Here is a 21,142-nt window from a genome sequence, read left to right as displayed (position 1 = left end):
CTAGCGCACCAGGCAGGGCCGCTTCGCGTCGAACTCCCAGTCGGGGATGAGGTATCGCATCCCGATCGCGTCGTCGCGCGCGTCGAGCGCCTTCTGCTGGTAGAGCTCGTGGGCCGTGAGGAGGCGGTCCATGTCGAGCTGGATGCCCAGGCCGGGGGCGTCGGGGACGGCGATCTCGCCGTCGACGATGCGGGGCGGGGCGGTGGTGAGGCGTTCCAGGCCCTCCTGCCAGATCCAGTGGGTGTCCAGGGCGTTGTACGCGCCCGGTGCCGCGGCTCCGCAGTGGGTCACCATGGCCAGCGAGATGTCGAAGTGGTTGTTCGAGTGGCAGCCCCAGGTCAGGCCCATCGCGTTGCACAGCTGGGCCACCCGCACCGAGCCCTGCATGGTCCAGAAGTGCGGGTCGGCCAGCGGGATGGAGACCGACTGCAGGGCCAGGGCGTGGGTCAGTTGCCGCCAGTCGGTGGCGATCATGTTGGTCGCGGTCGGCAGCCCCGTGGCGCGGCGGAACTCGGCCAGGATCTCGCGCCCGGAGTAGCCGCCCTCGGCCCCGCAGGGGTCCTCGGCGTAGGCGAGCGTGCCCACCAGGGGCTTGCACAGCTCGATCGCCTCGCGCAGCGACCACGCGCCGTTCGGGTCGAGGGTGATGCGGGCCTCGGGGAAGCGGTCCTTGAGCGCGCGGACGGCCTTCACCTCCTCGGCACCCTCCAGGACACCGCCCTTGAGCTTGAAGTCCCGGAAGCCGTACAGGTCGTACGCCGCCTCGGCCTGCCGGACGATCGCCTCGGGCGTGAGGGCCTCCTCGTGCCGGATCCGGTACCAGTCGACGGCGGAGCCGGGTTCGCGCACGTACTCCAGGTCCGTGCGGTCGGGGTCACCGACGTAGAAGAGGTAGCCCAGCACCCGTACGGATTCCCGCTGTTGTCCGTCGCCGAGCAGCGCCGCGACCGGCACGTCGAGGTGCTGCCCCAGGAGGTCGAGGAGCGCCGACTCGACCGCGGTCACCGCGTGGACGGTCGTGCGCAAGTCGAAGGTCTGGGCGCCGCGCCCGCCGGCGTCGCGGTCGGCGAAGCGGTCCCCGATCTCGTGCAGGACACGCTTGTAGTCGCCCACCTTCGCGCCGACGACCAGCGACTCGGCGTCCCGCAGAGTCCGGGTGATCTTCTCCCCGCCGGGGACCTCGCCGAGACCGGTACGGCCCTCGGAGTCCTTGAGGACGACGACGTTGCGCGTGAAGTAGGGGCCGTGCGCGCCGGAGAGGTTCAGCTCCATGCAGTCCCGGCCGGCGACGGGATAGACGGAGAACTCTGCGACGGTCGGTTGCTGGCTCATGCTCATCGAAATCCTTGGGTACGGGGGTGACGCGGGCGCTGTGATGAGGGGCTGAGGGCGTCGAGAGTCCACTCGACCGCGAGCCACCAGTGTCTCCGGATGGACCCCGACGCCGTCAGAAGCGGCGGCATCGCGCAGCCGGAGGCTCCGCCGGTCAAGCCGGCCGGCCTACCGCTCCGGCCAGGGCCAGCCCGTGGTCGAGGATCTTCTCCAGCTCGGCGAGGTCGTCCGGACCGGGGTCGGTGAGCGGGGCGCGTACCGGGCCGACCGGAAGGCCGCGCAGCCGGGCGGCGGCCTTGACCAGCGAGACGGCGTAGCCCGGCACGCGGTCGCGCAGCTCGACGAGGGGGACGTAGAACTCGGCCAGGAGCTTGTTCACGGCGGTGTCGTCGCCGTCCCGCAGGGCGGTGAAGCAGGCGTCCGCGATCTCGGGCGCGAAGGCGTGCACGGCCGAGGAGTAGGCGGGGACGCCGACGGTGGCGTACGCGCGGGCCTGGATCTCGGCGGTGGCGGCGCCGTTGAAGAACAGGAAGCCGTCCGGGGCGACGAGCGTGAGGCGCTGGAGGCGGTCGAGGTCGCTGTGCCCGTCCTTGAGGCCGATGACGGTGGGGATCTCCGCGATCCGGCGCAGGCCGTCGGGGGTGAAGGCGACCGGGCCGCGCTGGTAGGCGATGAGCGGCAGCCGGGTGCCGGCGGCGATCCGGCGCAGCTGCTCCACCAGCCCGTCCTGCGGGGCCTCGACCAGATAGTGCGGCAGCACCAGCGCGGCGTCGACGCCCGCCGTCTCCGCGATCCGGGCGAACCGCAGTGCCTGCGCCCAGCCGTAGCCGATGCCCGCGACCACGGGCAGCCGGCCGTCGGCGATCTCGACCGTGGCCTCGACGACGGCGCGGTACTCGTCCTCGTCCAGCGCGCTGAACTCGCCGGTTCCACAGGCGGGGAACACCGCGCCCGGCGCGGTCGCCAACTGGGCGGTCAGGTACGTCCGGTACGACTCCAGGTCGAGGCCGCCGTCGTCCCGGAAGCTCGTGAGGGGGAAGGACAGCACTCCGCCGGCCATGCCGTCCCGCAGCCGCTCAACCACGCCCTCGGCCGCCCCGCTGAACCCAGTCATGAATCTCATCCCTATATGCAGATGGCGTCTACGTATGAGAATGAAGGTTAGGTGGGTGAACCATGGGAGGTCAATGGGTACGGCAGCGCAGCGCGGAGCGTGCCGCGCCCACACCGACCGCGGCGCCTTGCTCGCCGACCTCGCGGCGGTGCGCGACCGCGGCTACTGCGTCGACCGCGAGGAGACACTCCGGCCGCCGATGCCGTCAGCTGCTCGGTTCCGGTGGCCCGGCCGGCGTAGACCGGGCGCGGTCGGGTCCGCGGCCGTGGGGCCGCGGACGCCGGATCGCGGGTGTCAGGGCGTCGAGGTCGTCGCCGACGAGTCGGGATGCGGACCGTACGCCGTCATGAAGCGGTCGCGGAAGGTGTCCATGCGCCACTCCGGCGCGTCCTTGGCGGGCTTGAGACCGTCCGTCCAGCCCCAGTCGGAAATCCTGTCCAGCACCTTCTGGTCGTGCGCGACGATCGTGATCGGTACGTCCCGGCTCGTGCTGCCGGCGGTGACGGTCGGGACGGGCTGGTGGTCGCCCAGGAAGACGAGCACGGTGTTCTCGTCGCCGTACTTCTCGACGTACTCGGTGAGGCTGTGCAGCGAGTACTCGATGGCGCGCCGGTACTCCGTGCGCACGCTCTCCGGGTTCTTCCAGACCTGCTTGGGGTCCTTGCCCTCCTTCTTGATCTGGTTGAAGACCGAGCCGTCGCCGAGGTCGTTCCAGTCGATCATGTGGGCTATGGGCGCCCAGGGGTTGTGGCTGGAGGCCAGGATGATCTCCGCCATCATCGGCTTGTGGTCCTTCTTGCCGTGTTCCAGGCGTTCGAAGGCCTCCAGGCTGAACTGGTCGGGCACCGGCGTCCAGCTGAAGTACGGGCCGTTGTAGCCGAGGTGCTCGGAGTCGTAGATGTGGTCGAGGCCGAAGAACTTGCCCTCCGGCCAGGCCCGGCGGACACCCGGCACGATGCCGACCGTGCGCCAGGCACCCGTCTTCTGGAAGTAACTGGTGAGCGTGTTGCGGTCGCTGGTGGTGAGGCTCCGGTAGCGCTGCTGGTTCTTGATCCACAGGCCGGACAGGAAGGTGGAGTGGGCCAGCCAGCTCCCGGCGCCCGTGACAGGAGAGCGCAGCCAGGCGCTGCGCGAGGAGAACCCGGCCGCCTTCAGCGAACTGTTCCCCTCCGAGAGAACCGAGTCGATCTGCTCGGACATCGCCGGGTCGTCGATCGCCGTACGGCCGTAACTCTCGATGAAGGTGAACAGGACGTCCTTGCCGCGCAGTCCGGTCAGCAGCTGGTCGGGCGGAGTGTCGGCGAAGGCGTCGACGGCGGCCTCCTTGGCGAACACTTTTCCGTCGCGCAGGCCCGCCTGCACCTGGTGCACCCGGTTCTGGACGAGCTCGGCGTTGATCTGCGAGGCCACCGGTACGTCGGTGAACTGCACGCCGACCGTCACACAGGTGATCCAGGCGGTGCCGAGGACCAGCGTGGTCCGGGTGGCGACGGGCCGGTGGCGGACCATGACGTCGGTCAGTCGCACGACCGCGAGGGTCATGAGAACGAGCAGGGCGATGACGAGCACGATGACCGCGATCACGGCGACCACCTCGCCGGTCCGGCCGAACGACTCCTTCACCCACTCCGCGGCGTCGTCGAACAGGATCCAGTCCAGCACCAGGTCGAACGGCCGGGCCAGCACCGAGTAGAAGCCCATGTCGACGAACTTCAGGATGGTCAACAGGCCGAGCAGCACACCCACGACGACCGCGGTGATCCGCCTCGGCTTCGGCGGCAGCGCCAACAGCAGGGCGGCGAGGAGGACTCCCTCCGCCGGGATGCGGAGGAAGGCGTCGAAGGAGAGGCGGTCGAGCTGGTTCGGCACGAGGAGGGCGAAGAGCACCAGGGCGCCGGCGAGGACCGAGGTCCCGACGGTCACGACCCGTGCCGCACGCGGGTACTTGACCCGCCAGCCCCACCAGCCTCGCCGCCCACCACCGGCGCCGGCTCCCTCAGAGGCGTCGCCACCCCCATCCGGATCGGCCTCCGCAGGCACCTCGGCTTCCGTGTCCGCCGCGTCGGCCTCCGCGTCCGCCGCTTTCGCACTCCCCGGTGCGTCGGTATCCGTATCCGTGGGCGTATCCGCTTCCGCAACCGTGTCGGTATCCGCATCCGCGGTCGTTCCGGCAGCCGTGTCGGCGCCCGGATGCGGCTCCGTCTCCGGCTGTTCCGGTAGTTGACGAGAGCGCGTGGAGTGCGACACGCAGATGGTCCTTCCGTACGAAGCCCCGTGATGACACCGCGGACACGCCCCGGGGCAGGGCGGGTGCGCCACCATCCGTACGGTCGACCTTCACCCGGCGTTCAACCGGGAAGGTCAACCGCGCGCAAAGAGTACGCCGGACGAGGGGCGCCAGGGTCAGCCGGCCGCGCTCGCCGCGACCGACCTGGCCCACGGGTAGTCCGCCTTGCCGCTCGGCGACCGCTGAACGGTGTCCGACTGGCGTTGACTCGGCGGGCCCGGCCGACGCCGCAGAGACTCGTCATGCGCGCGATTTGCGTCGACAAGGGGCCCTGTCCGCACGGTGGTTGCTAGCCTTGAGTACGTGCCCGGAGGCCCCGGGCCGAGGCTTTCGGGGGGAACATGAAGCCTCGTCCGATGCTCGAATCCTGGAACCGGCACGGTTTCGGCGTTGGTCGGCCACGGCTGGAGAGAGCCGTCCGGTCGGGCCATCTCTTCACGCAGCCCGTCACCAGATCCGTGGATCCGGACGGCGTCCGGGTGTGCCCCGCGATCCGATGCCTCGCGCAGCCCACGGCCGCGGGTCCCGTGGTCGAGGCGATCGAGACGGCCACCCGACGATGAAGACGCCGACTCTCCGCCGCCACGTCCTCGTCGTCGCGCCCCAGTGCCTGGATCTGGGACCGCTCGACGAACTGGATGAGGTGGCGGAGTCCTTGCACGGGCTGCTCTTGGATCAGAGGCGGGGGGCGTGCGGGGAGAGTTCTGACAGCGAACCCTCACTTCTGTACGGTCAGTCCCTTCGCCCGGTGCAGATCGAGACCGCGATCCGGGGCGCGGCGGAGCGGGCCGGGCGGGCTGGGGCCGTACTCGTCCTCGTCCTTCTCGGGTACGGCATCGCGCCCGGCCGCAACTCCCCGCTCTACCTGATGGCGGGCAACTCCCGCGCCGACGAGATCGATACCGCGGTGAACATCGGCGCACTGCTGACCCAGGTGCTGAGAACACCGGGACTTCCCGGCGTGTTCGCCCTCGTCGACGTCTGTCGGCCCGACGGCGCGGGCCCCGGCCCCGGAGGGACGGACGGAGGGGTGTGCAAGGGTTCGGCCCGACTCTCCATGATCATGCGCGAGGGGGCCGCGCGGAAGGCCTCCCGGCTGGCCTTCTCCAAGGCTGTCGCACAGCTGCTCACGGAGGGCATCGTCGGAGCGGGCGAGTTTCTGCGGTCCGACGCCGTGCTCCGTGCCGTATGTGGTGCGCTGCCCGGGACGGTCCCGTACGAGGTGGAGCACGTCGGTACCCAGGGGGGCGAGCGGCTCTGGCTCGCGCGCAACGCGAACCGTCCGCCGCGGTCCGTATCGGTGCTGGGACCCGTGGCGACCGAGTCGCTGGATCAGGCGCTGGCCCCCTTGGGTTGTTCGGAGCTGCTGACGACGGCGGTCACCGGCGCCGAGGCGCTGGAGCGGCTGATGGACATCCTGCCGGACCGCTCGTCGGGCCGCGGGCCCGAGCTGGACTGGTGCCTGGGCGTCGTACGCGGGCTGCTCGACTGCCTGTGCACCATCAAGCTGCTGACCACCTCCTGGCCGGGGCAGCTGCTGACGTCCGAGCGGCTGCGGAGAGCCCTGCGGGCCGCCGCGGGCCGATCCGCGGAACGGCTCCCGGACACCTCCGGGAGCGCACTGCTCAGGGATGCGGTCGAGTTCCTGCGCCTGCGTGTCGCGACCGTCGATCCGGATGCCAAGGGGATGAGCGCCGCCCGACTGGCGGACTTCGTCGCGACGCTCGCCGTCGAGGACCAACTGTCCAAGGACTGTGCCGAGTTGACCGCCTGGGCGGACGAGGTGGGCGCCGTCGAACTCGGTGATGCCTTCGAGCGAGTGGAGCGCAGGGGCGCCGGGATGAGGCTTCGGCTCGTCGTCAGCCTGGGGGCGGCTGTCGCGGACGAATGGCCCGAGACCCTCGACGCGTGGCTGCTGGACCGCGGGGAGGTGCACACGCACCAGGAGTTCGACTGTCTGCCCAGCCAGGCAGGGGTCGAGAAGCGTCTGGCAGACGCGGTGGACTGGGCGTCCACGCAGGCGAGGATGCTCGGCGTAGAGTTCCGGCGGGTCGAGATAGCCGCTTCCGCGGGGCTGCTGCTGCGGTGGCGGCCCGAGGAGACCGACTACGGGGAGCGGTTGGGCGACTGGCACGATGTCGTACTGCGCTGGAGCGAGCGCATCTGTCCGCCGTCCCACCTGCGATGGATCAACCATCGTGCCAGACGGCAACTGGCCAAAATGAGCGGGTGTGGAGCGGGACACGCGCCAGTCGACTGGTTCGGCGCACGGGAGACGGAACGGGCCGAGGAGCTCAGAAAGAGGCTGGGGCGCGGGCCGTACGCGCGGGCGGTCGCTCTGAAGCACCGGCCCCAGAGGTTCGAGCAGATCATGGAGCTGCTGCTCGCGTACGCACCGATCGTGCTCTGGCCGGGGGGCGAAGGCTGTGTCCCGGACCAGTTCCAGGAGAGCCTCGACCGGTTCTGGCATCTCCTTCCCGACGAGTTCAGCGAGGCCTACCGCCGGAGCCGGGAAGAGGGAACGCGGGCCGAACTCAACGGCTGGGAGCACCTGGCCCAATGGCGGACGGTCTGGCACGACGACGAATGGCTCGACTTCTGCGACTGGTTCGCGTGGTGCACTAGCGAGGGGGAGAACTCCGTATGACCTGGCAGCCCTTCTACATTGGGGACGGCGCGCCCCGGGATGTGGATCTCGGAGATCCGCCCCCCTGGCGCAGCTTCCCCCGGCAGGCTCTCCACCAGCAGTTTCGGCCGCCGCCCGGCCTGGTCAAGGCCGTCAACGCCGCGCTCGTACTGCGTCGGCCGCTGCTGCTCACCGGGGCGGCGGGCTCGGGCAAGTCCACGGTGGTCGAGCAGGTCGCGGCGGAGCTCAAGCTCGGCGACGTACTGCGCTGGCACATCACCTCGGGCAGCACGCTCAAGGAAGCGTTGTACCGGTACGACGCCCTGGGGCGCATCCACGCGCAACGTCTCGGCGGCGCGGATGACATCGCACCCTTCCTGCAGCTGGGCCCGCTGGGTACGGCTCTGCTGCCCGTCCAGCATCCGCGAGCCCTGCTGATCGACGAGATCGACAAGAGTGACCTCGATCTGCCGAGCGATCTCCTCGATGTGCTGGAGCGGGGTGAGTTCGAGATCCCCGAACTCACCCGTTACAGCACCGGCAACCTCCAGGCCGCCGTAGAGGTGCGCGAGTGGGGCAGTGACCCGCGCGATCCCGCTCTCAGTCCCATCACGGGTGGATTCGTGCAATGCGAGAGCTTCCCCTTCATCGTGATGACGAGCAATGGTGAACGCGACTTCCCGGCCGCCTTCCTGCGGCGCTGCATCCGGTTCACCATGCCGAAGCCGTCGGTCGACGAACTGCGCAGGGTGGTGGAGGCGCACCTGCGGATCGGCACAGGCACGAAAGGGGCCACGGCGGTCGACACGCTGATCGAGGACTTCCACCAGCGCCTCACGGCGGGCGAGAGCCTGGCCATCGACCAACTGCTGAACGCCGTCCACCTGTTGATCGGCAGCGGCACCCTCGCGGGGGCGGAGAAGCGCGAAGTCATGGACCTCGTCCTGCGCGAGCTGTCCCGTGCCTGAGCAGGGGCACCCGGACCAGGACGGGATCGCACGGGCGGTGGCCGCGCTGAGCGGTCTGGTGCCCGAGCTCGACGGCACGGCGCTGGCCGACCTGCTCTGGCTCGCTTCGCGCATGGACGGGGACACGGAGGACGTGTCCGCCGCACGGTCGTCGCCGCAGTCCGCCGACGCGCCACCCGCCGCCGATGCCACGACGCGGGACGTGGCTCCGCCTCCCACCAGTACGGAACGAGCGCTGCATGAACGGCTCGGTGGAGCGAACTCGCGGGTCCGGGGCGACCCGGTGGCGACAGAGCGCGCTTCCGGTCTGCCGCTGCCTCTGGAAGTGACCCGAGCTCTGCGGCCCTGGAAGCGTCGGTGGCGGCAGGGCCGCAGGCCGGCCCTGGACGTCGACGCGACGGTCGACGACTACGCCCGCAGCGGCGAACTGCTCCCGGTGTTCACGCCCGCCCCCGAGCGATGGTTCGACCTCGTCCTGGTGGTCGACCGCTCTCCCGCGATGCAGGTGTGGCGGGAGAGCGTCGCCGACTTCACGGCCATCCTGGACCGGCTGGGCGCGTTCCGGACACTCCAGGTGCGCAGTCTCGGGTTCGCGGCGGACGGCCACCCCGAACTCCGCAACGGCCAGGGCAGGTTGATGAGCCCAGGTCAGCTGAAGTCCCCCGACGCCCGTCGGCTGGTGGTGACCGTGTCCGACTGCACCGCCCCGGGCTGGCACGAGGCTGCGGTGTGGCGGCAGTTGCACCAGTGGGCTGCGTCGACGCCCGTCGCCCTGCTCAATCCGCTGCCGGCCAAGCTGTGGCGCAGAACGGGGCTCGATCTGCCGACCGTCCGGGTCTCGAACGGGGTTCCCGGCGCGGTCAATTCCCGGCTGGACTTCGACCGGCCGGCGCTGCTGCCCCTGGAGGGCGCCGACGAGAAGGAGGGCGACTGGCTGCCCATTCCCGTGTTGTCGATGTCGCCCCATGCCCTGGACCGCTGGTCACGAACGCTCATGCGTATGGACCCCGAAGGCTGCGGCGCGGTGCTGGTGCCCCGCAAGGGACGGCCCGAGGAGAGTGCGCGCAGGCCCCAGGGGTCCGTCACCGCGGAGAGGTTCGTGCGCACGGCGTCGCCCTCGGCGGCACGGCTGGCCGTCCTGTGCTCCCCCTTCGACCGTCTGAGCATGCGTCTGCTGCACCTCATCCGTCAGGAACTGGTGCCCGAATCGACGGTGGCCGATGTCGCCGAACTGCTCACCAGCGGACTCTTCTCACTCGACGCGGACGAGCGGGGCACGGTCGAACTGAGCCTCCCGGAAGCCGCGCGGCGCCGGTTGAGACAGGATCTCGCGGAGCACGACGTATGGCGGATCAACCGGGGGCTGAGCCGCCGGATGGCGGCTCGGGAGAACCGGAGCGGACAACTGCTCGCGGTGGCACACGACCCGGACGGCGGGGGCAGCCTTCCGGCGGAACTCCAGGAGTTCGGCAGCGCGTCCCTGCGGACGCTGGAGCTGCTGGGGTTGTCGGCAGAGGGCGGTGCGGGGTCCGGTCGGCGGCGCCAGGAACCCGCGAAGTCCCGGTCGGTGGCCTGGGCCCAGTCGACGCCGGACCGTCGGCCGTATTTCTTCCTGAGTTATGCGCACACACCGGCCGGGGGTTCTGGCGACGACCCGGATCACTGGGTGCACGTCCTCTTCAGCGATCTGTGCGACGACATCATGGCGCTCACGGACCTTCCAGCGGGCACGCCCGCGGGTTTCATGGACCAGGAACTGCGCGCGGGGGAGGGGTGGCCGGACAAGCTCAGTGAGAATCTCGCGACCTGCCGGGTATTCGTGCCGTTGTTTTCGCCGCGCTACTTCACGAGTGAGAGTTGCGGCCGGGAATGGTTCGCCTTCAACGAACGCATTCTGCGGGCGCGTGCCGCCGGTTCCGGTGCCGTGCCGGCCATCGTCCCCGCCCTGTGGACACATGTCGACGCTGCTCAAGTCCCCGACTCCGTAAGGCATATCCATGTGGATCACGCGGCGTTCGGCGACCGTTATGCGGCCAACGGGATCTACGGTCTGATGAAGCTCAAACGGTTTCGCGACGAGTACGAGGAGACGGTCCTCGGGCTCGCCCAGCGGATCGTGCGGGTCGCCGATGAGTCGCCGCTGCCGTCCAGCAGGCCCCGCCCGTACGAGAGCACGCCGAGCGCGTTCAGGCCGCGCGGCGAGGGGCCCCGGCGCATACACCTCACGGTGGCGGCACCCACCCGGCACGCTCTTCCCGAGCACCGCGACCCCCGGCCGTACGGCGAGGGCGCAGAGGACTGGAATCCTTACCACGCGGCGTCGGCACGTCCGTTGGCCTCGCTCGCGGAGGAGCTGATCCGGTCGCTCGACTACCGGGTCACCGTCTCCTCGTTCGATGACGAGGAGATCGCTGACGAGACCCTTGACAAGACGGGCAGGGCGCCGATGCCCGAGATCCTCCTCATCGACCGGTGGGCGCTGACCGACGAGGAACGGCAGCGCAGGCTCGCGGCGTTCGACGCGAACGCCCGCCCCTGGGTCAGCGCGATCGTCCCCTGGGACCGGGCCGACATCCAGTGCCACGGCGAGAAGGGCCGCAAGCTGGCGGCCGACCTGGAGCGGACACTGCCGTCGATCCTGGACCGGGGCCGGCGTACCGACTGCCGGGTCGCCGTCAACGGCGTACCCACTCTGAAGGCCTTCACCGACGTCCTTCCGGCCGTCGTCGCGCACGCGACCCGGCAGTACCTCAAGCACTCGGGGGTGACCCCGCCCTCAACGCCAAGTCCCCCTCGTCTGCGGGGCCCCGACGGCCTGTCGTACCCCGAGGCCGTACCCGACGGCGGAGGGGAAACCTGACCATATAGGGGGAGTGGTGGCTCTCGGACACCCGAACTCTCAGTGCGCCGCCTCCGCCGCGACCGACCTGGCCCACCGGTAGTCCGCCTTGCCGCTCGGCGACCGCTGAATGATGTCCGTGACGACGAGCTGGCGGGGGATCTTGTAGCCCGCGAGGTGGGAGCGGCAGTGCGTCTGGATGTCCTCCAGGGACGGGTGGCCCGCGCCCTCGCGGAGCTGGACGACCGCCGCCACATGGTTGCCCCACTTCTCGTCGGGCACACCGGCGACCAGGGCGTCGTACACGTCCGGATGCGATTTGAGGGCCTGTTCGACCTCCTCCGGATAGACCTTCTCGCCGCCGGTGTTGATGCACTGGGATCCGCGGCCGAGGACGGTGACGATGCCCTCCTCGTCGACCGTGGCCATGTCGCCCAGCAGCACCCACCGCTCGTCGCCCTTCTGGAAGAAGGTCTCGGCGGTCTTCTTGGGGTCGTTGTAGTAGCCGAGGGGCACATGGCCGCGCTGCGCCACCCGCCCCGGTTCACCGGGCGCGACCGGCTCGTGCGTGACGGGATCCACCACCTGCGTACGGGAGTTGACGCGGATCCGGAAGCCGCGCTCCGGGCCCGAGTCCGCCGTCGCGGTGCCGTTGAAGCCCGACTCCGACGAGCCGAAGTTGTTCAGCAGCATCACGTTCGGGACGAGTGCCTGGAACTGCTCGCGCACGGTGTCCGACATGATCGCGCCGGAGGACGACACGCTGAACATGGAGGAACAGTCCGTGCCCTTCAGGGGCCCGCTCAACGCGTCGATCAGGGGCCGCAGCATCGCGTCGCCGACCAGCGACATGCTGGTGACCTTCTCCTTCTCGATCGTCCGCAGGACTTCCTCGGGCACGAACTTGCGGTGGATCACGATCCGTTGGCCGAAGTTGAAGCCGATGAAGGCGGTGAGCGTCGAGGTGCCGTGCATCAGCGGGGGAGTGGGGAAGAAGGTGATCCCCTCGCCGCCCGCCGCGACGCGCTCGGCGAGTTCCTCCGGCCGCTTGACCGGCTCGCCCGTCGGAGCGCCGCCGCCCAGGCCGGAGAAGAACAGGTCCTCCTGCCGCCACATCACGCCCTTGGGCATCCCCGTCGTGCCACCGGTGTAGATGATGAACTGGTCGTCCGCCGAGCGTGCGGGGAAACACCGCTCGGGGGATCCGGCCGCCTCGGCGTCCGCGAAGTCCACCGCGTCCAACGGGGCCGCGTCGGCGGCGGGACTCCCCACCCGTATGAGATGGCGCAGTGCCGAGGCGTGCGGCAGTGCCGCCGCCACCCGGTCCGTGAACTCCGCGTCGACGACCAGGGCCACCAGATCGGCGTCCCGGTAGAGGTAGACCAACTCCTCTTCCACATAGCGGTAGTTGACGTTGACCGGCACGATCCGTGCCTTCAGGCAGCCCAGCACGGTCTGCAGGTACTCGACACCGTTGTAGAGGTGGAGCCCGAGGTGCTCGCCGGGGCGGATGCCGCTGTCGATCAGGTGGTGCGCGACACGGTTCGCCGCCGCGTCCAGCTGCGCGTACGTCAGCCGGCGCTCCGCACCCGTGCCGGGGTGGTCGATGTACACGAGCGCCTCGCGGCCCGGGACCACGTCGACGACCGACTCGAACAGGTCGGCAAGGTTGTACTCCACCGCTCCTCCTGACCCCGAACGTCCATGGCTGCCCCGACAGGGCCTGGGCTCGACGGTCATCAGAGCAAAGCCCGACCCAACTGTGAAGGGTCCCGGCAGAAGAAATCTGACTGTCTGTCAGAAAACCCTTGTACTGGCTCCACGCCTCCTGCAACCTGTTCTCGCATCCGAGACGGGAGGACGGCAATGGGTGGGACGGAACACCTCACCGTGCAGCGCGAAGGCGCCACACTGGTGCTCACACTCAACAGGCCCGAGGCCAGGAACGCGCTCTCGCTGCCGATGCTGGTCGGTCTGTACGACGGCTGGGTCGAGGCCGACGAGGACGACGCGATCCGCTCGATCGTGCTCACCGGCGCGGGGGGTGCCTTCTGCGCCGGGATGGACCTCAAGGCGCTGGCCGGAAAGGGTATGGAGGGCGAGCAGTACCGGGACCGGCTGAAAGCCGACCCCGATCTGCACTGGAAGGCGATGCTGCGCCACCACCGCCCCCGCAAACCGGTGATCGCCGCCGTCGAGGGGTACTGCGTCGCGGGCGGCACGGAGATCCTCCAGGGCACCGACATCCGCGTCGCCGGCGAGTCGGCGACCTTCGGGCTCTTCGAGGTCAAGCGCGGCCTCTTCCCCATCGGCGGGTCCACGGTCCGGCTGCAACGCCAGATCCCGCGCACCCACGCCCTCGAAATGCTGCTCACGGGACGCCCGTACTCGGCCCGGGAGGCCGCCGGTATCGGCCTGATCGGTCATGTCGTGCCCGACGGCACCGCGTTGGACAAGGCCCTCGCCGTCGCCGAGCAGATCAACGCCTGCGGTCCGCTCGCCGTCGAGGCCGTCAAGGCGTCCGTGTACGAGACCGCCGAGATGACCGAGACCGACGGCCTCGCGGCCGAACTGGGGCGCGGCTGGCCGATCTTCGACACCGCCGACGCCAAGGAGGGCTCCCGGGCCTTCGCCGAGAAGCGCCCGCCCGTCTACCGGCGCGCCTGACCTCTTACGCAGGCATGGCCGTCCGACCTCCGAAGGAGACATCCGGGATGCCCGAAGTCCTCAAAGCCCCCCTCGTCGTCGAATTCCCCTTCACCCGCTCGCTCGGCCCCGTCCAGAGCGCCTTCCTCACCGGCCTGCGCGAGCGCGTCGTCCTCGGCGTGCGCACCGCCGACGGCCGCACCCTCGTCCCGCCCGTCGAGTACGACCCCGTCACCGCCGAGGAGATACACGACCTCGTCGAGGTCGCCCCCACCGGCACGGTCACCACCTGGGCCTGGAACCACGAGCCCCGCCGGGGCCAGCCCCTCGGCACTCCCTTCGCCTGGGTCCTGGTGCGCCTCGACGGCGCCGACACCGCCCTTCTGCACGCCCTCGACGCCCCGGGCCCCGACGCCGTACGCACCGGCATGCGCGTCCGGGTCCGCTGGGCGAAGGAGCGTTCCGGCGCGATCACGGACATCGCCTGCTTCGAACCGTACGAGGGGACGGCAGGGCAACTCACCGGCCACGACGGCCGGTTCGAGGACATGGTGACCGGCATCGTCGCCCCCGCCCGCCTCGACTACGTCTACTCACCGGGCCGCGCCCAGTCCGGCTACATCAACGCCCTCTCCGGCCGGCGCAACGTCGGCGAACGCTGCCCGTCCTGCCGCAAGGTGTACGTCCCGCCCAGGGGCGCGTGCCCCACGTGTGGCGTCGCCACGGCCGAACAGGTCGAAGTGGGTCCGCGCGGCACCGTCACGACGTACTGCATCGTCAACATCAAGGCGAGGAACCTCGACATCGAAGTGCCGTACGTCTACGCGCACATCGCCCTCGACGGCGCCGACCTCGCGCTGCACGGCCGGATCGGCGGCATCCCCTACGACGAGGTGCGGATGGGCCTGCGCGTGGAGCCCGTGTGGACGGAAGGCGGCGGCTATCCCGACCACTACCGGCCCACCGGTGAACCGGACGCGGACTACGAGACGTACAAGGAGCTGTTGTAGATGCCGCCCATCAGGGACATCGCCGTCGTCGCCTTCGCGCAGACCGACCATCGGCGCACCAGTGACGAGCTCTCCGAGGTGGAGATGCTCATCCCGGTCCTGCACGACGTCCTCGACCGGACCGGCCTGAGGACCAGCGACATCGGATTCACCTGCTCCGGCTCCACCGACTATCTCGCGGGCCGTGCCTTCTCCTTCACGATGGCGCTCGACGGGGTGGGGGCCTGGCCGCCGATCTCCGAGTCGCACGTCGAGATGGACGGGGCGTGGGCGCTGTACGAGGCGTGGACGAAACTGCTGACCGGCGACGCCGACACCGCGCTCGTGTACGCGTACGGCAAGTCGTCGCCCGGCTCCGTACGGGACGTCCTGAGCCGGCAGCTCGACCCGTACTACGTGGCCCCCCTGTGGCCGGATTCCGTCGCGCTCGCGGCACTTCAGGCACAGGCGCTCATCGACGCGGGGGAGACCGACGAGCCCGCGCTCGCCGGAGTCGCCGCCCGCAGCCGCGCGTCGGCGGCCACCAACTCCCATGCGCAGGTGAGGGGTTCGAGGGCGCAGGGCGAATATCTCGTACGTCCCCTGCGCACCGGCGACTGCCCGCCCGTCGGCGACGGTGCCGCCGCCGTGATCCTCGCGGCGGGCGAGCGGGCCCGTGAACTGTGCGAACGTCCCGCCTGGATCCGGGGCATCGACCACCGCATCGAGGCGCACAGCCTCGGCGTACGCGATCTGACCGACTCGCCGTCGACCCGCCTCGCCGCCGAGCGGGCCGGAGCCTTTGAACGGCCCGTGGACACCGCCGAGTTGCATGCCCCCTTCACCTCCCAGGAAGTGGTCCTGCGCAAGGCACTGCGGCTCGACGAGGGCGTGGACGTCAACCCCTCCGGGGGAGCGCTCGCCGCCAATCCGGTGATGGCGGCCGGGCTCATCCGTATCGGCGAGGCCGCCGCCCGCATCCATCGCGGCGAGTCCGACCGGGCGCTCGCCCACGCCACGTCGGGCCCCTGCCTCCAACAGAACCTGGTCGCCGTACTCGAAGGGGATGCCCGATGAGCAAGGAGCCCGTGGCCGTCGTAGGCATCGGCCAGACCAAGCACGTGGCGGCCCGACGGGACGTGTCCATCGCAGGACTGGTCCGCGAGGCGGCCGGGCGGGCCCTGGAGGACGCCGAGTTGACGTGGGCGGACATCGACGCCGTCGTCATCGGCAAGGCGCCCGACTTCTTCGAGGGCGTCATGATGCCGGAGCTGTATCTCGCGGACGCGCTCGGCGCCGTCGGCAAGCCGATGCTGCGGGTACACACGGCGGGCTCCGTCGGCGGATCGACGGCCCTGGTCGCCACGAACCTCATCGCGGGGCGCGTCCACGGAACCGTCCTGACCCTGGCCTACGAGAAGCAGTCCGAGTCGAACGCGATGTGGGGCCTGTCGCTGCCGATCCCCTTCCAGCAGCCGCTGCTCGCCGGGGCCGGCGGATTCTTCGCACCCCACGTGCGCGCGTACATGCGGCGCACCGGCGCGCCCGACACGGTCGGCTCGCTCGTCGCCTACAAGGACCGCCGCAACGCGCTGAAGAACCCGTACGCGCATCTCCACGAGCACGACATCACGCTGGAGAAGGTCCAGGCCTCGCCGATGCTGTGGGACCCGATCCGCTACTCGGAGACCTGCCCGTCCTCGGACGGGGCCGTCGCGATGATCCTCACCGACCGGGCGGGGGCGGCCCGTTCGCCGCGGCCGCCCGCCTGGATGCACGGCGGCGCCATGCGCAGTGAACCCACTCTCTTCGCGGGCAAGGACTTCGTGTCCCCGCAGGCGGGCAAGGACTGCGCGGCCGATGTGTACCGGCAGGCGGGTATCGCGGACCCGCGCCGGGACATCGACGCCGTCGAGATGTACGTGCCGTTCTCCTGGTACGAGCCGATGTGGCTGGAGAACCTGGGTTTCGCCGAGGAGGGCGAGGGCTGGAAACTCACCGAGTCCGGGGTCACGGAGCTGGACGGGGACCTGCCCGTCAACATGTCGGGAGGTGTCCTGTCCACCAATCCGATCGGCGCCTCCGGCATGATCCGCTTCGCCGAAGCGGCACTTCAGGTGCGCGGCCAGGCCGGAGATCACCAGGTCGACGGGGCTCGCAGGGTGCTGGGGCACGCCTACGGCGGCGGATCCCAGTTCTTCTCGATGTGGCTGGTCGGCGCCGCGCCGCCCGCCTCCTGAAACCGTCCTCCTCACGTGGCCTGTCCGCCGCCCGGACCGGTCGCTAGGCTGACGGCGGACGACGAACCGGGAGGAGCACGGACGTGGCCGAAAGCACCATTGAGCAGCACCCGCTCGCGGGCTGGGACAAGCCGGAGCTGGACCTGAGCAACGCGGAGTGGCAGTCCAGCAGCCGAGGGCGGGGAGACGTCCAGATCGCTTTTGTCGAGGGCTTCATCGCGATGCGCAACAGTGGCCGGCCCGAGAGCCCTTCCTTGATCTTCACACCCGCGGAGTGGGGCGCGTTCGTATCGGGGGCGCGCGAGGGCGAGTTCGATCTGACCTGAGCCGACAGCGGTCGGGCCGCCCCGCCACCTGTGTACAGGGGAGGGGCGGCTTCCCCGGCGGCCCGGGACTGAGGGCTCCTCCGCCGTACGCTAATGGAAGTCGCCGGATCTATCATTAGCGCCATGGACGACTCGATCAGCGGGGACGCCAGGCTCGCCCTGGACCTCGCGCTGACCATCCGGCACGACGGTCACGGCGGTGTCGCCGACGATCTCACCGATCCCGCCGGGCTGACGGCCTGGGTCCAGGCGCACCCCGACGCCCTGCCGGGAGCCGACCGGTTCGTCGCCGATCCGGTGACGCTCACCGCCGTACGCGACGTGCGCGCCGCCGTCCGCGCCCTCTTCGCGCGCGCCGTACGCCCCGGCGAGCCGAGCCCGGCCGACGCCACCCGGCTGCTGCCCGTACCGCAGGCCGTGGAGCGACTGAACACGGCGGCGGCGCTCGTCCCGACCGTCCCCGTGCTCGGCTGGGCCGAGGACGGGGATCCCGTCGTACGGCAGGAAGCCGTGGGCGCGGACGCACCCCTGCCCGCCGTGCTCGCCCGTGCCGCCGTCACCTTCCTCGCGAGCCCGGACCGGCAACGCCTGCGCGCCTGCCACGCGCCGCGCTGCGTGCGGTACTTCATCAAGGAACACCCACGCCAGGAATGGTGCAAACCGTCGTGCGGCAACCGTGCCAGGGTCGCCCGGCACCACGAGCGGCACAAGAAGTCCGCATAGGCCGAGGGCCGTTGGCCGACGGTTCCGGTCAGTAGTGGTCGTACGGGCGCGGCCGGGCCGCTCCAGGCGTACGCTGAGCTGCCTGTAGGTCACGGTGCGCACCTGCTCCCCGCGTCGGCTGCACCACCGTGGCAGGGGGTGCCCCATGGGACAGCGCAGCGTACGAAGCCGTCGGACGCTTTTCGAGCGTGAGAGTGAACTCGCCGCCGCCGAAGAGGCGTTGAGCGAGCTCACCGGAGTGCGCAGGGACGGTGGTGAGCCACCGGAGCGTCCTCGCGGCGCGCTCCTCGCCTTTGCCGGACGGGCCGGCATCGGCAAGACGACCCTCCTCGCCGAAGTGCGGCGGCGCGCCGCCGCCAAGGGCTGCACCGTGCTGTCTGCGCGCGGCGGCGACCAGGAGCAGGGCGTCGCCTTCCATGTCGCCCGCCAGCTCCTGCAACCGCAGCTCGCCGGGTCGTCGGAGTCAGAACTCCGCGCCTCGCTGGGGAGTTGGTACGCGATCGTCGGCCCCGCGCTCGGCCTGTGCGCGCCTGCCGAGGGCGCCCCGCCCGACCAGCAGGGTCTGCGCGACGGCCTCGACTGGGTACTCACACACCTCGCGGTGCAGCGCGCCCCGATGGTGCTCGTCCTCGACGACGCGCACTGGGCCGACCCGGAGTCACTGAGCTGGCTCGCCGGATTCGCGCCGCGCGCCGAGGAACTCCCGCTGCTGCTCGCCGTCGCCTACCGGCCCGACGAACTCCCCGACCACGCCGAGGCGTTCAGGGGACTGCCCGGACGCGCCGGGCAGCGCCCCATCGACCTCGAACCGCTCAGCGCGGCGGCCGTCGCCCGTCTCGTGCGGGAGGATCTGGGCACCCAGGCCGACGACGCGTTCTGCCGCGAGTGCTGGGCGGTCACCGCGGGCAACCCCTTCGAGGCGGTCGAGCTGACCGCCAAGGTCCGCGACCGCGGACTGACCCCCACGGAGGCCGGGGCGCATCTGCTGCGCGACCTCGCCGCCGCCGTCAAGGGCAGCGGCCTGATCGCCCGCCTCGAACGCCTCGGCACCTCCACCGTGCGCTTCGCCTGGGCCTGCGCGGTGCTCGGCACCGAGATCCATCCGGCGCTCGCCGCCGCCGTCGCCGGCCTCGGCTCCGAGGAGGCCGCCGACGCCGCGGACGCCCTGCGCGGCGCCCGGATCCTCACCGGCCCGGTGACCGCCGGAGGCACGCTCGAATTCGTCCACCCGCTCATCGCCACCGCCGTCTACCGCGCCATACCCGGCGGCGTCCGCGTCGCCCTGCACGGTCAGGCCGCCTGGTGCGTCATCGACGAGGGTCTCGGCCCGTCCGCCGCCGCCCGCCACCTCCTGGAGACCCACCCCGACGGCGACGCCTGGGTGGTCCAGCAGCTGCGCGCCGCCGCCCGCGAGACCCTCCGCGCCGGAGCCCCCGACGCCGCCCGCCGCTATCTGGCCCGCGCCCTGCGCGAACCGCCGCCGTTCGAGGACCGGGCCGCCGTCCTGTACGAACTGGGCTGCGCCTCCCTGCTCACCGAACCGGCGACCACGGTCAACCATCTGCGCGCCGCCCTCGAAGAACCCATCGCCGATCCGGAACTGCGCCACCACATCGTCTACCGGCTCTCCCAGGTCCTCGCCCACAGCGACCGCCTCGGTGAGGCCTCCGACACCCTCGCCCGCGAGATCCGCGTGACCGGCGACGCCCGGGTGCGGCTGCGCATGCAGTCCGAGCAGTTCATGTGGGACGCGTTCCGTTCCGACGAACCCGACTCGCCCGCCCGCTCCCGCCGTCTGACCCGCCTCGCCGACCGGCTCACCGGCCGCGAACTCACCGAGCGCTACGTCATCGGGCTGCGCGCCTGGGACGCCACCCTGCGCGGCGAACCCGCCCACATCGCCCTCCACCACGCCGAACGCGCCCTCGCCGGAGGGCTCGGCTGGGCCGAGGCCGACCGCGGCTTCGAGGTGCCCGTCCTGGTCGCCCTCACGTTCATGTACGCGGACCGGCCCGGGCGCACGGAGGAGCTGTTCGCCACCGGAATCGCCGACTTCGAGGCCCAGGGCTGGCACGGCGCCCACCTCTCCTTCGGCTACACCATCCTCGGGTACGTCCGCTACCGCCGCGGCCGGCTCGCCGAGGCCGAGGACTTCGTCCGCGCGGGCCTCAGGCTCGCCGAGCGGGTCGGGCCCGGCACCCCCGTCCACTGGTACGCCGTCGGCACTCTCATCGAGGTCTTGATCGCCCGCGGCCGCGTAACCGAGGCCGCACGGACCGCCGAGGACTACGCGTTCGAGGCGCCCTTCCCGGCCGCCGTGACCTTTCCCGACGCCCAGACCGTGCACGGCGAGCTGCTGCTCGCCCGCGGCCTCACCAAGGACGCCGCCGCCGAGCTCGCGGCCGCCGGCCGCCGGCTCGATCCACGCGGCATGCGCAACCCCGCCTGGTGCCCCTGGCAGCTCCACCTCGCCCGCGCCGAGAGCCACGACGCCCCGGAACGCGCCGTCACCACGGCACTCGAAGCGGTGAACCGCGCCCGCCAGTACGGCACCCCCTCCGCGATCGGCCAGGCCCTGCGCGCCGCCGCCGAGGTCTCCTCCGGCTCGGCCCGCGTCAAGTTCCTCGAAGAGTCCGTCGGCCACCTGGAGCGCTCCCCGGCCGCGTACGAGCTCGCCTGCGCCCTGGTCGCCCTGGGCACCGAGCTGCGCCGCGTCGGCCGCCCCAAGGAAGCCGCCGAACACCTCTACCGGGGGCTCGACGCGGCCGTCCAGTGCGGAGCCGACGGGCTGGTCGAAGATGCCCGTGACGAGCTGGCGGCCGCCGGTCTGCGGCCGCGGCGCCTGCACAGCACCGAGACGGACACGCTCACCGCCCGTGAACGGGCCGCCGCCGCGCTCACCGTGCGGGGCCGCGGTACGGCCCAGATCGCCGAGGAGCTGCACACCGACGAGCCGGCCGTCGTGCGCATGCTGTCGGCGGTCTACCGGAAGGTGGGCACGGACCGCACCGGCCTCGGCGCCGCGCTCGGCGAACACCCCTCTCGGTAGCCC

At 71.1% G+C, this 21,142-nt stretch carries 14 protein-coding genes; 10 read left to right on the top strand and 4 right to left on the bottom strand.

What is annotated here, in order from left to right; genetic code table 11:
* From AB5J50_RS05320 to AB5J50_RS05310, 3 genes are all read right to left on the bottom strand, one after another.
* The gene (locus tag AB5J50_RS05320) at positions 1-1,338 is read right to left on the bottom strand and encodes an enolase C-terminal domain-like protein (protein WP_369255352.1); all 1,338 of its coding nucleotides are present in this window, start codon (positions 1,336-1,338) and stop codon (positions 1-3) included.
* Between the two features lie 148 nt (positions 1,339-1,486).
* Positions 1,487-2,446, bottom strand: coding sequence for a 5-dehydro-4-deoxyglucarate dehydratase (locus AB5J50_RS05315; RefSeq protein ID WP_369255350.1), 960 nt, complete (start codon positions 2,444-2,446; stop codon positions 1,487-1,489).
* Between the two features lie 294 nt (positions 2,447-2,740).
* Entirely contained in the window at positions 2,741-4,693 is a 1,953-nt protein-coding gene (locus tag AB5J50_RS05310; RefSeq protein WP_369255348.1) for a sulfatase, read from the bottom strand.
* Positions 4,694-5,481: 788 nt separating this feature from the next.
* Here AB5J50_RS05310 and AB5J50_RS05305 point away from each other — a divergent pair.
* From AB5J50_RS05305 to AB5J50_RS05295, 3 genes are read left to right on the top strand one after another with little or no spacing between them, the layout of a single operon-like run.
* Positions 5,482-7,380, top strand: coding sequence for a hypothetical protein (locus tag AB5J50_RS05305; protein ID WP_369255346.1), 1,899 nt, complete (start codon positions 5,482-5,484; stop codon positions 7,378-7,380).
* Positions 7,377-8,327, top strand: a complete 951-nt coding sequence (locus AB5J50_RS05300) for an AAA family ATPase (protein WP_369255344.1) — start codon at positions 7,377-7,379, stop codon at positions 8,325-8,327. Before AB5J50_RS05305 ends, AB5J50_RS05300 begins: the two co-directional genes overlap by 4 nt.
* Positions 8,320-11,187: a TIR-like protein FxsC gene (locus AB5J50_RS05295; RefSeq protein ID WP_369255342.1), complete on the top strand. Its 2,868-nt coding sequence runs from the start codon at positions 8,320-8,322 to the stop codon at positions 11,185-11,187. The genes AB5J50_RS05300 and AB5J50_RS05295 overlap by 8 nt, the downstream gene beginning before the upstream one ends.
* 39 nt (positions 11,188-11,226) lie before the next feature.
* Here the strand turns inward: AB5J50_RS05295 and AB5J50_RS05290 are convergent, their stop codons facing one another.
* On the bottom strand, positions 11,227-12,846 hold the full coding sequence (locus AB5J50_RS05290) for an acyl-CoA synthetase (RefSeq protein WP_369255340.1): 1,620 nt from the start codon (positions 12,844-12,846) through the stop codon (positions 11,227-11,229).
* 186 nt (positions 12,847-13,032) lie between these two features.
* On the opposite strand from AB5J50_RS05290, the gene AB5J50_RS05285 reads away from it, so the two are divergent.
* The 7 genes from AB5J50_RS05285 (at position 13,033) to AB5J50_RS05255 (ending at position 21,139) form a co-directional block, all read left to right on the top strand.
* Positions 13,033-13,833: a crotonase/enoyl-CoA hydratase family protein gene (locus tag AB5J50_RS05285; protein ID WP_327426434.1), complete on the top strand. Its 801-nt coding sequence runs from the start codon at positions 13,033-13,035 to the stop codon at positions 13,831-13,833.
* 47 nt (positions 13,834-13,880) lie between these two features.
* Positions 13,881-14,822, top strand: coding sequence for a Zn-ribbon domain-containing OB-fold protein (locus AB5J50_RS05280; RefSeq protein WP_369255338.1), 942 nt, complete (start codon positions 13,881-13,883; stop codon positions 14,820-14,822).
* Positions 14,823-15,878, top strand: coding sequence for a thiolase domain-containing protein (locus tag AB5J50_RS05275; RefSeq protein WP_369255336.1), 1,056 nt, complete (start codon positions 14,823-14,825; stop codon positions 15,876-15,878).
* A complete protein-coding gene (locus AB5J50_RS05270; protein ID WP_327426431.1) occupies positions 15,875-17,041 on the top strand; it encodes a thiolase domain-containing protein in 1,167 nt (388 codons plus the stop codon). Before AB5J50_RS05275 ends, AB5J50_RS05270 begins: the two co-directional genes overlap by 4 nt.
* A gap of 83 nt (positions 17,042-17,124) precedes the next feature.
* Complete coding sequence (locus AB5J50_RS05265) at positions 17,125-17,367, top strand: DUF397 domain-containing protein (protein WP_099502242.1); 243 nt, start codon at positions 17,125-17,127, stop codon at positions 17,365-17,367.
* 123 nt (positions 17,368-17,490) lie between these two features.
* The gene (locus AB5J50_RS05260; RefSeq protein WP_369255333.1) at positions 17,491-18,090 is read left to right on the top strand and encodes an ABATE domain-containing protein; all 600 of its coding nucleotides are present in this window, start codon (positions 17,491-17,493) and stop codon (positions 18,088-18,090) included.
* A gap of 145 nt (positions 18,091-18,235) precedes the next feature.
* Positions 18,236-21,139 (top strand): AAA family ATPase, encoded by a 2,904-nt coding sequence (locus AB5J50_RS05255; RefSeq protein ID WP_369255331.1) that lies wholly within the window; start codon positions 18,236-18,238, stop codon positions 21,137-21,139.
* Positions 21,140-21,142 lie beyond the last annotated feature (3 nt).

The sequence above is a fragment of the Streptomyces sp. R35 genome, assembly GCF_041053035.1.
GTDB lineage: Bacteria > Actinomycetota > Actinomycetes > Streptomycetales > Streptomycetaceae > Streptomyces > Streptomyces lutosisoli.
This window is presented reverse-complemented; position numbering and strand designations above follow the sequence as displayed.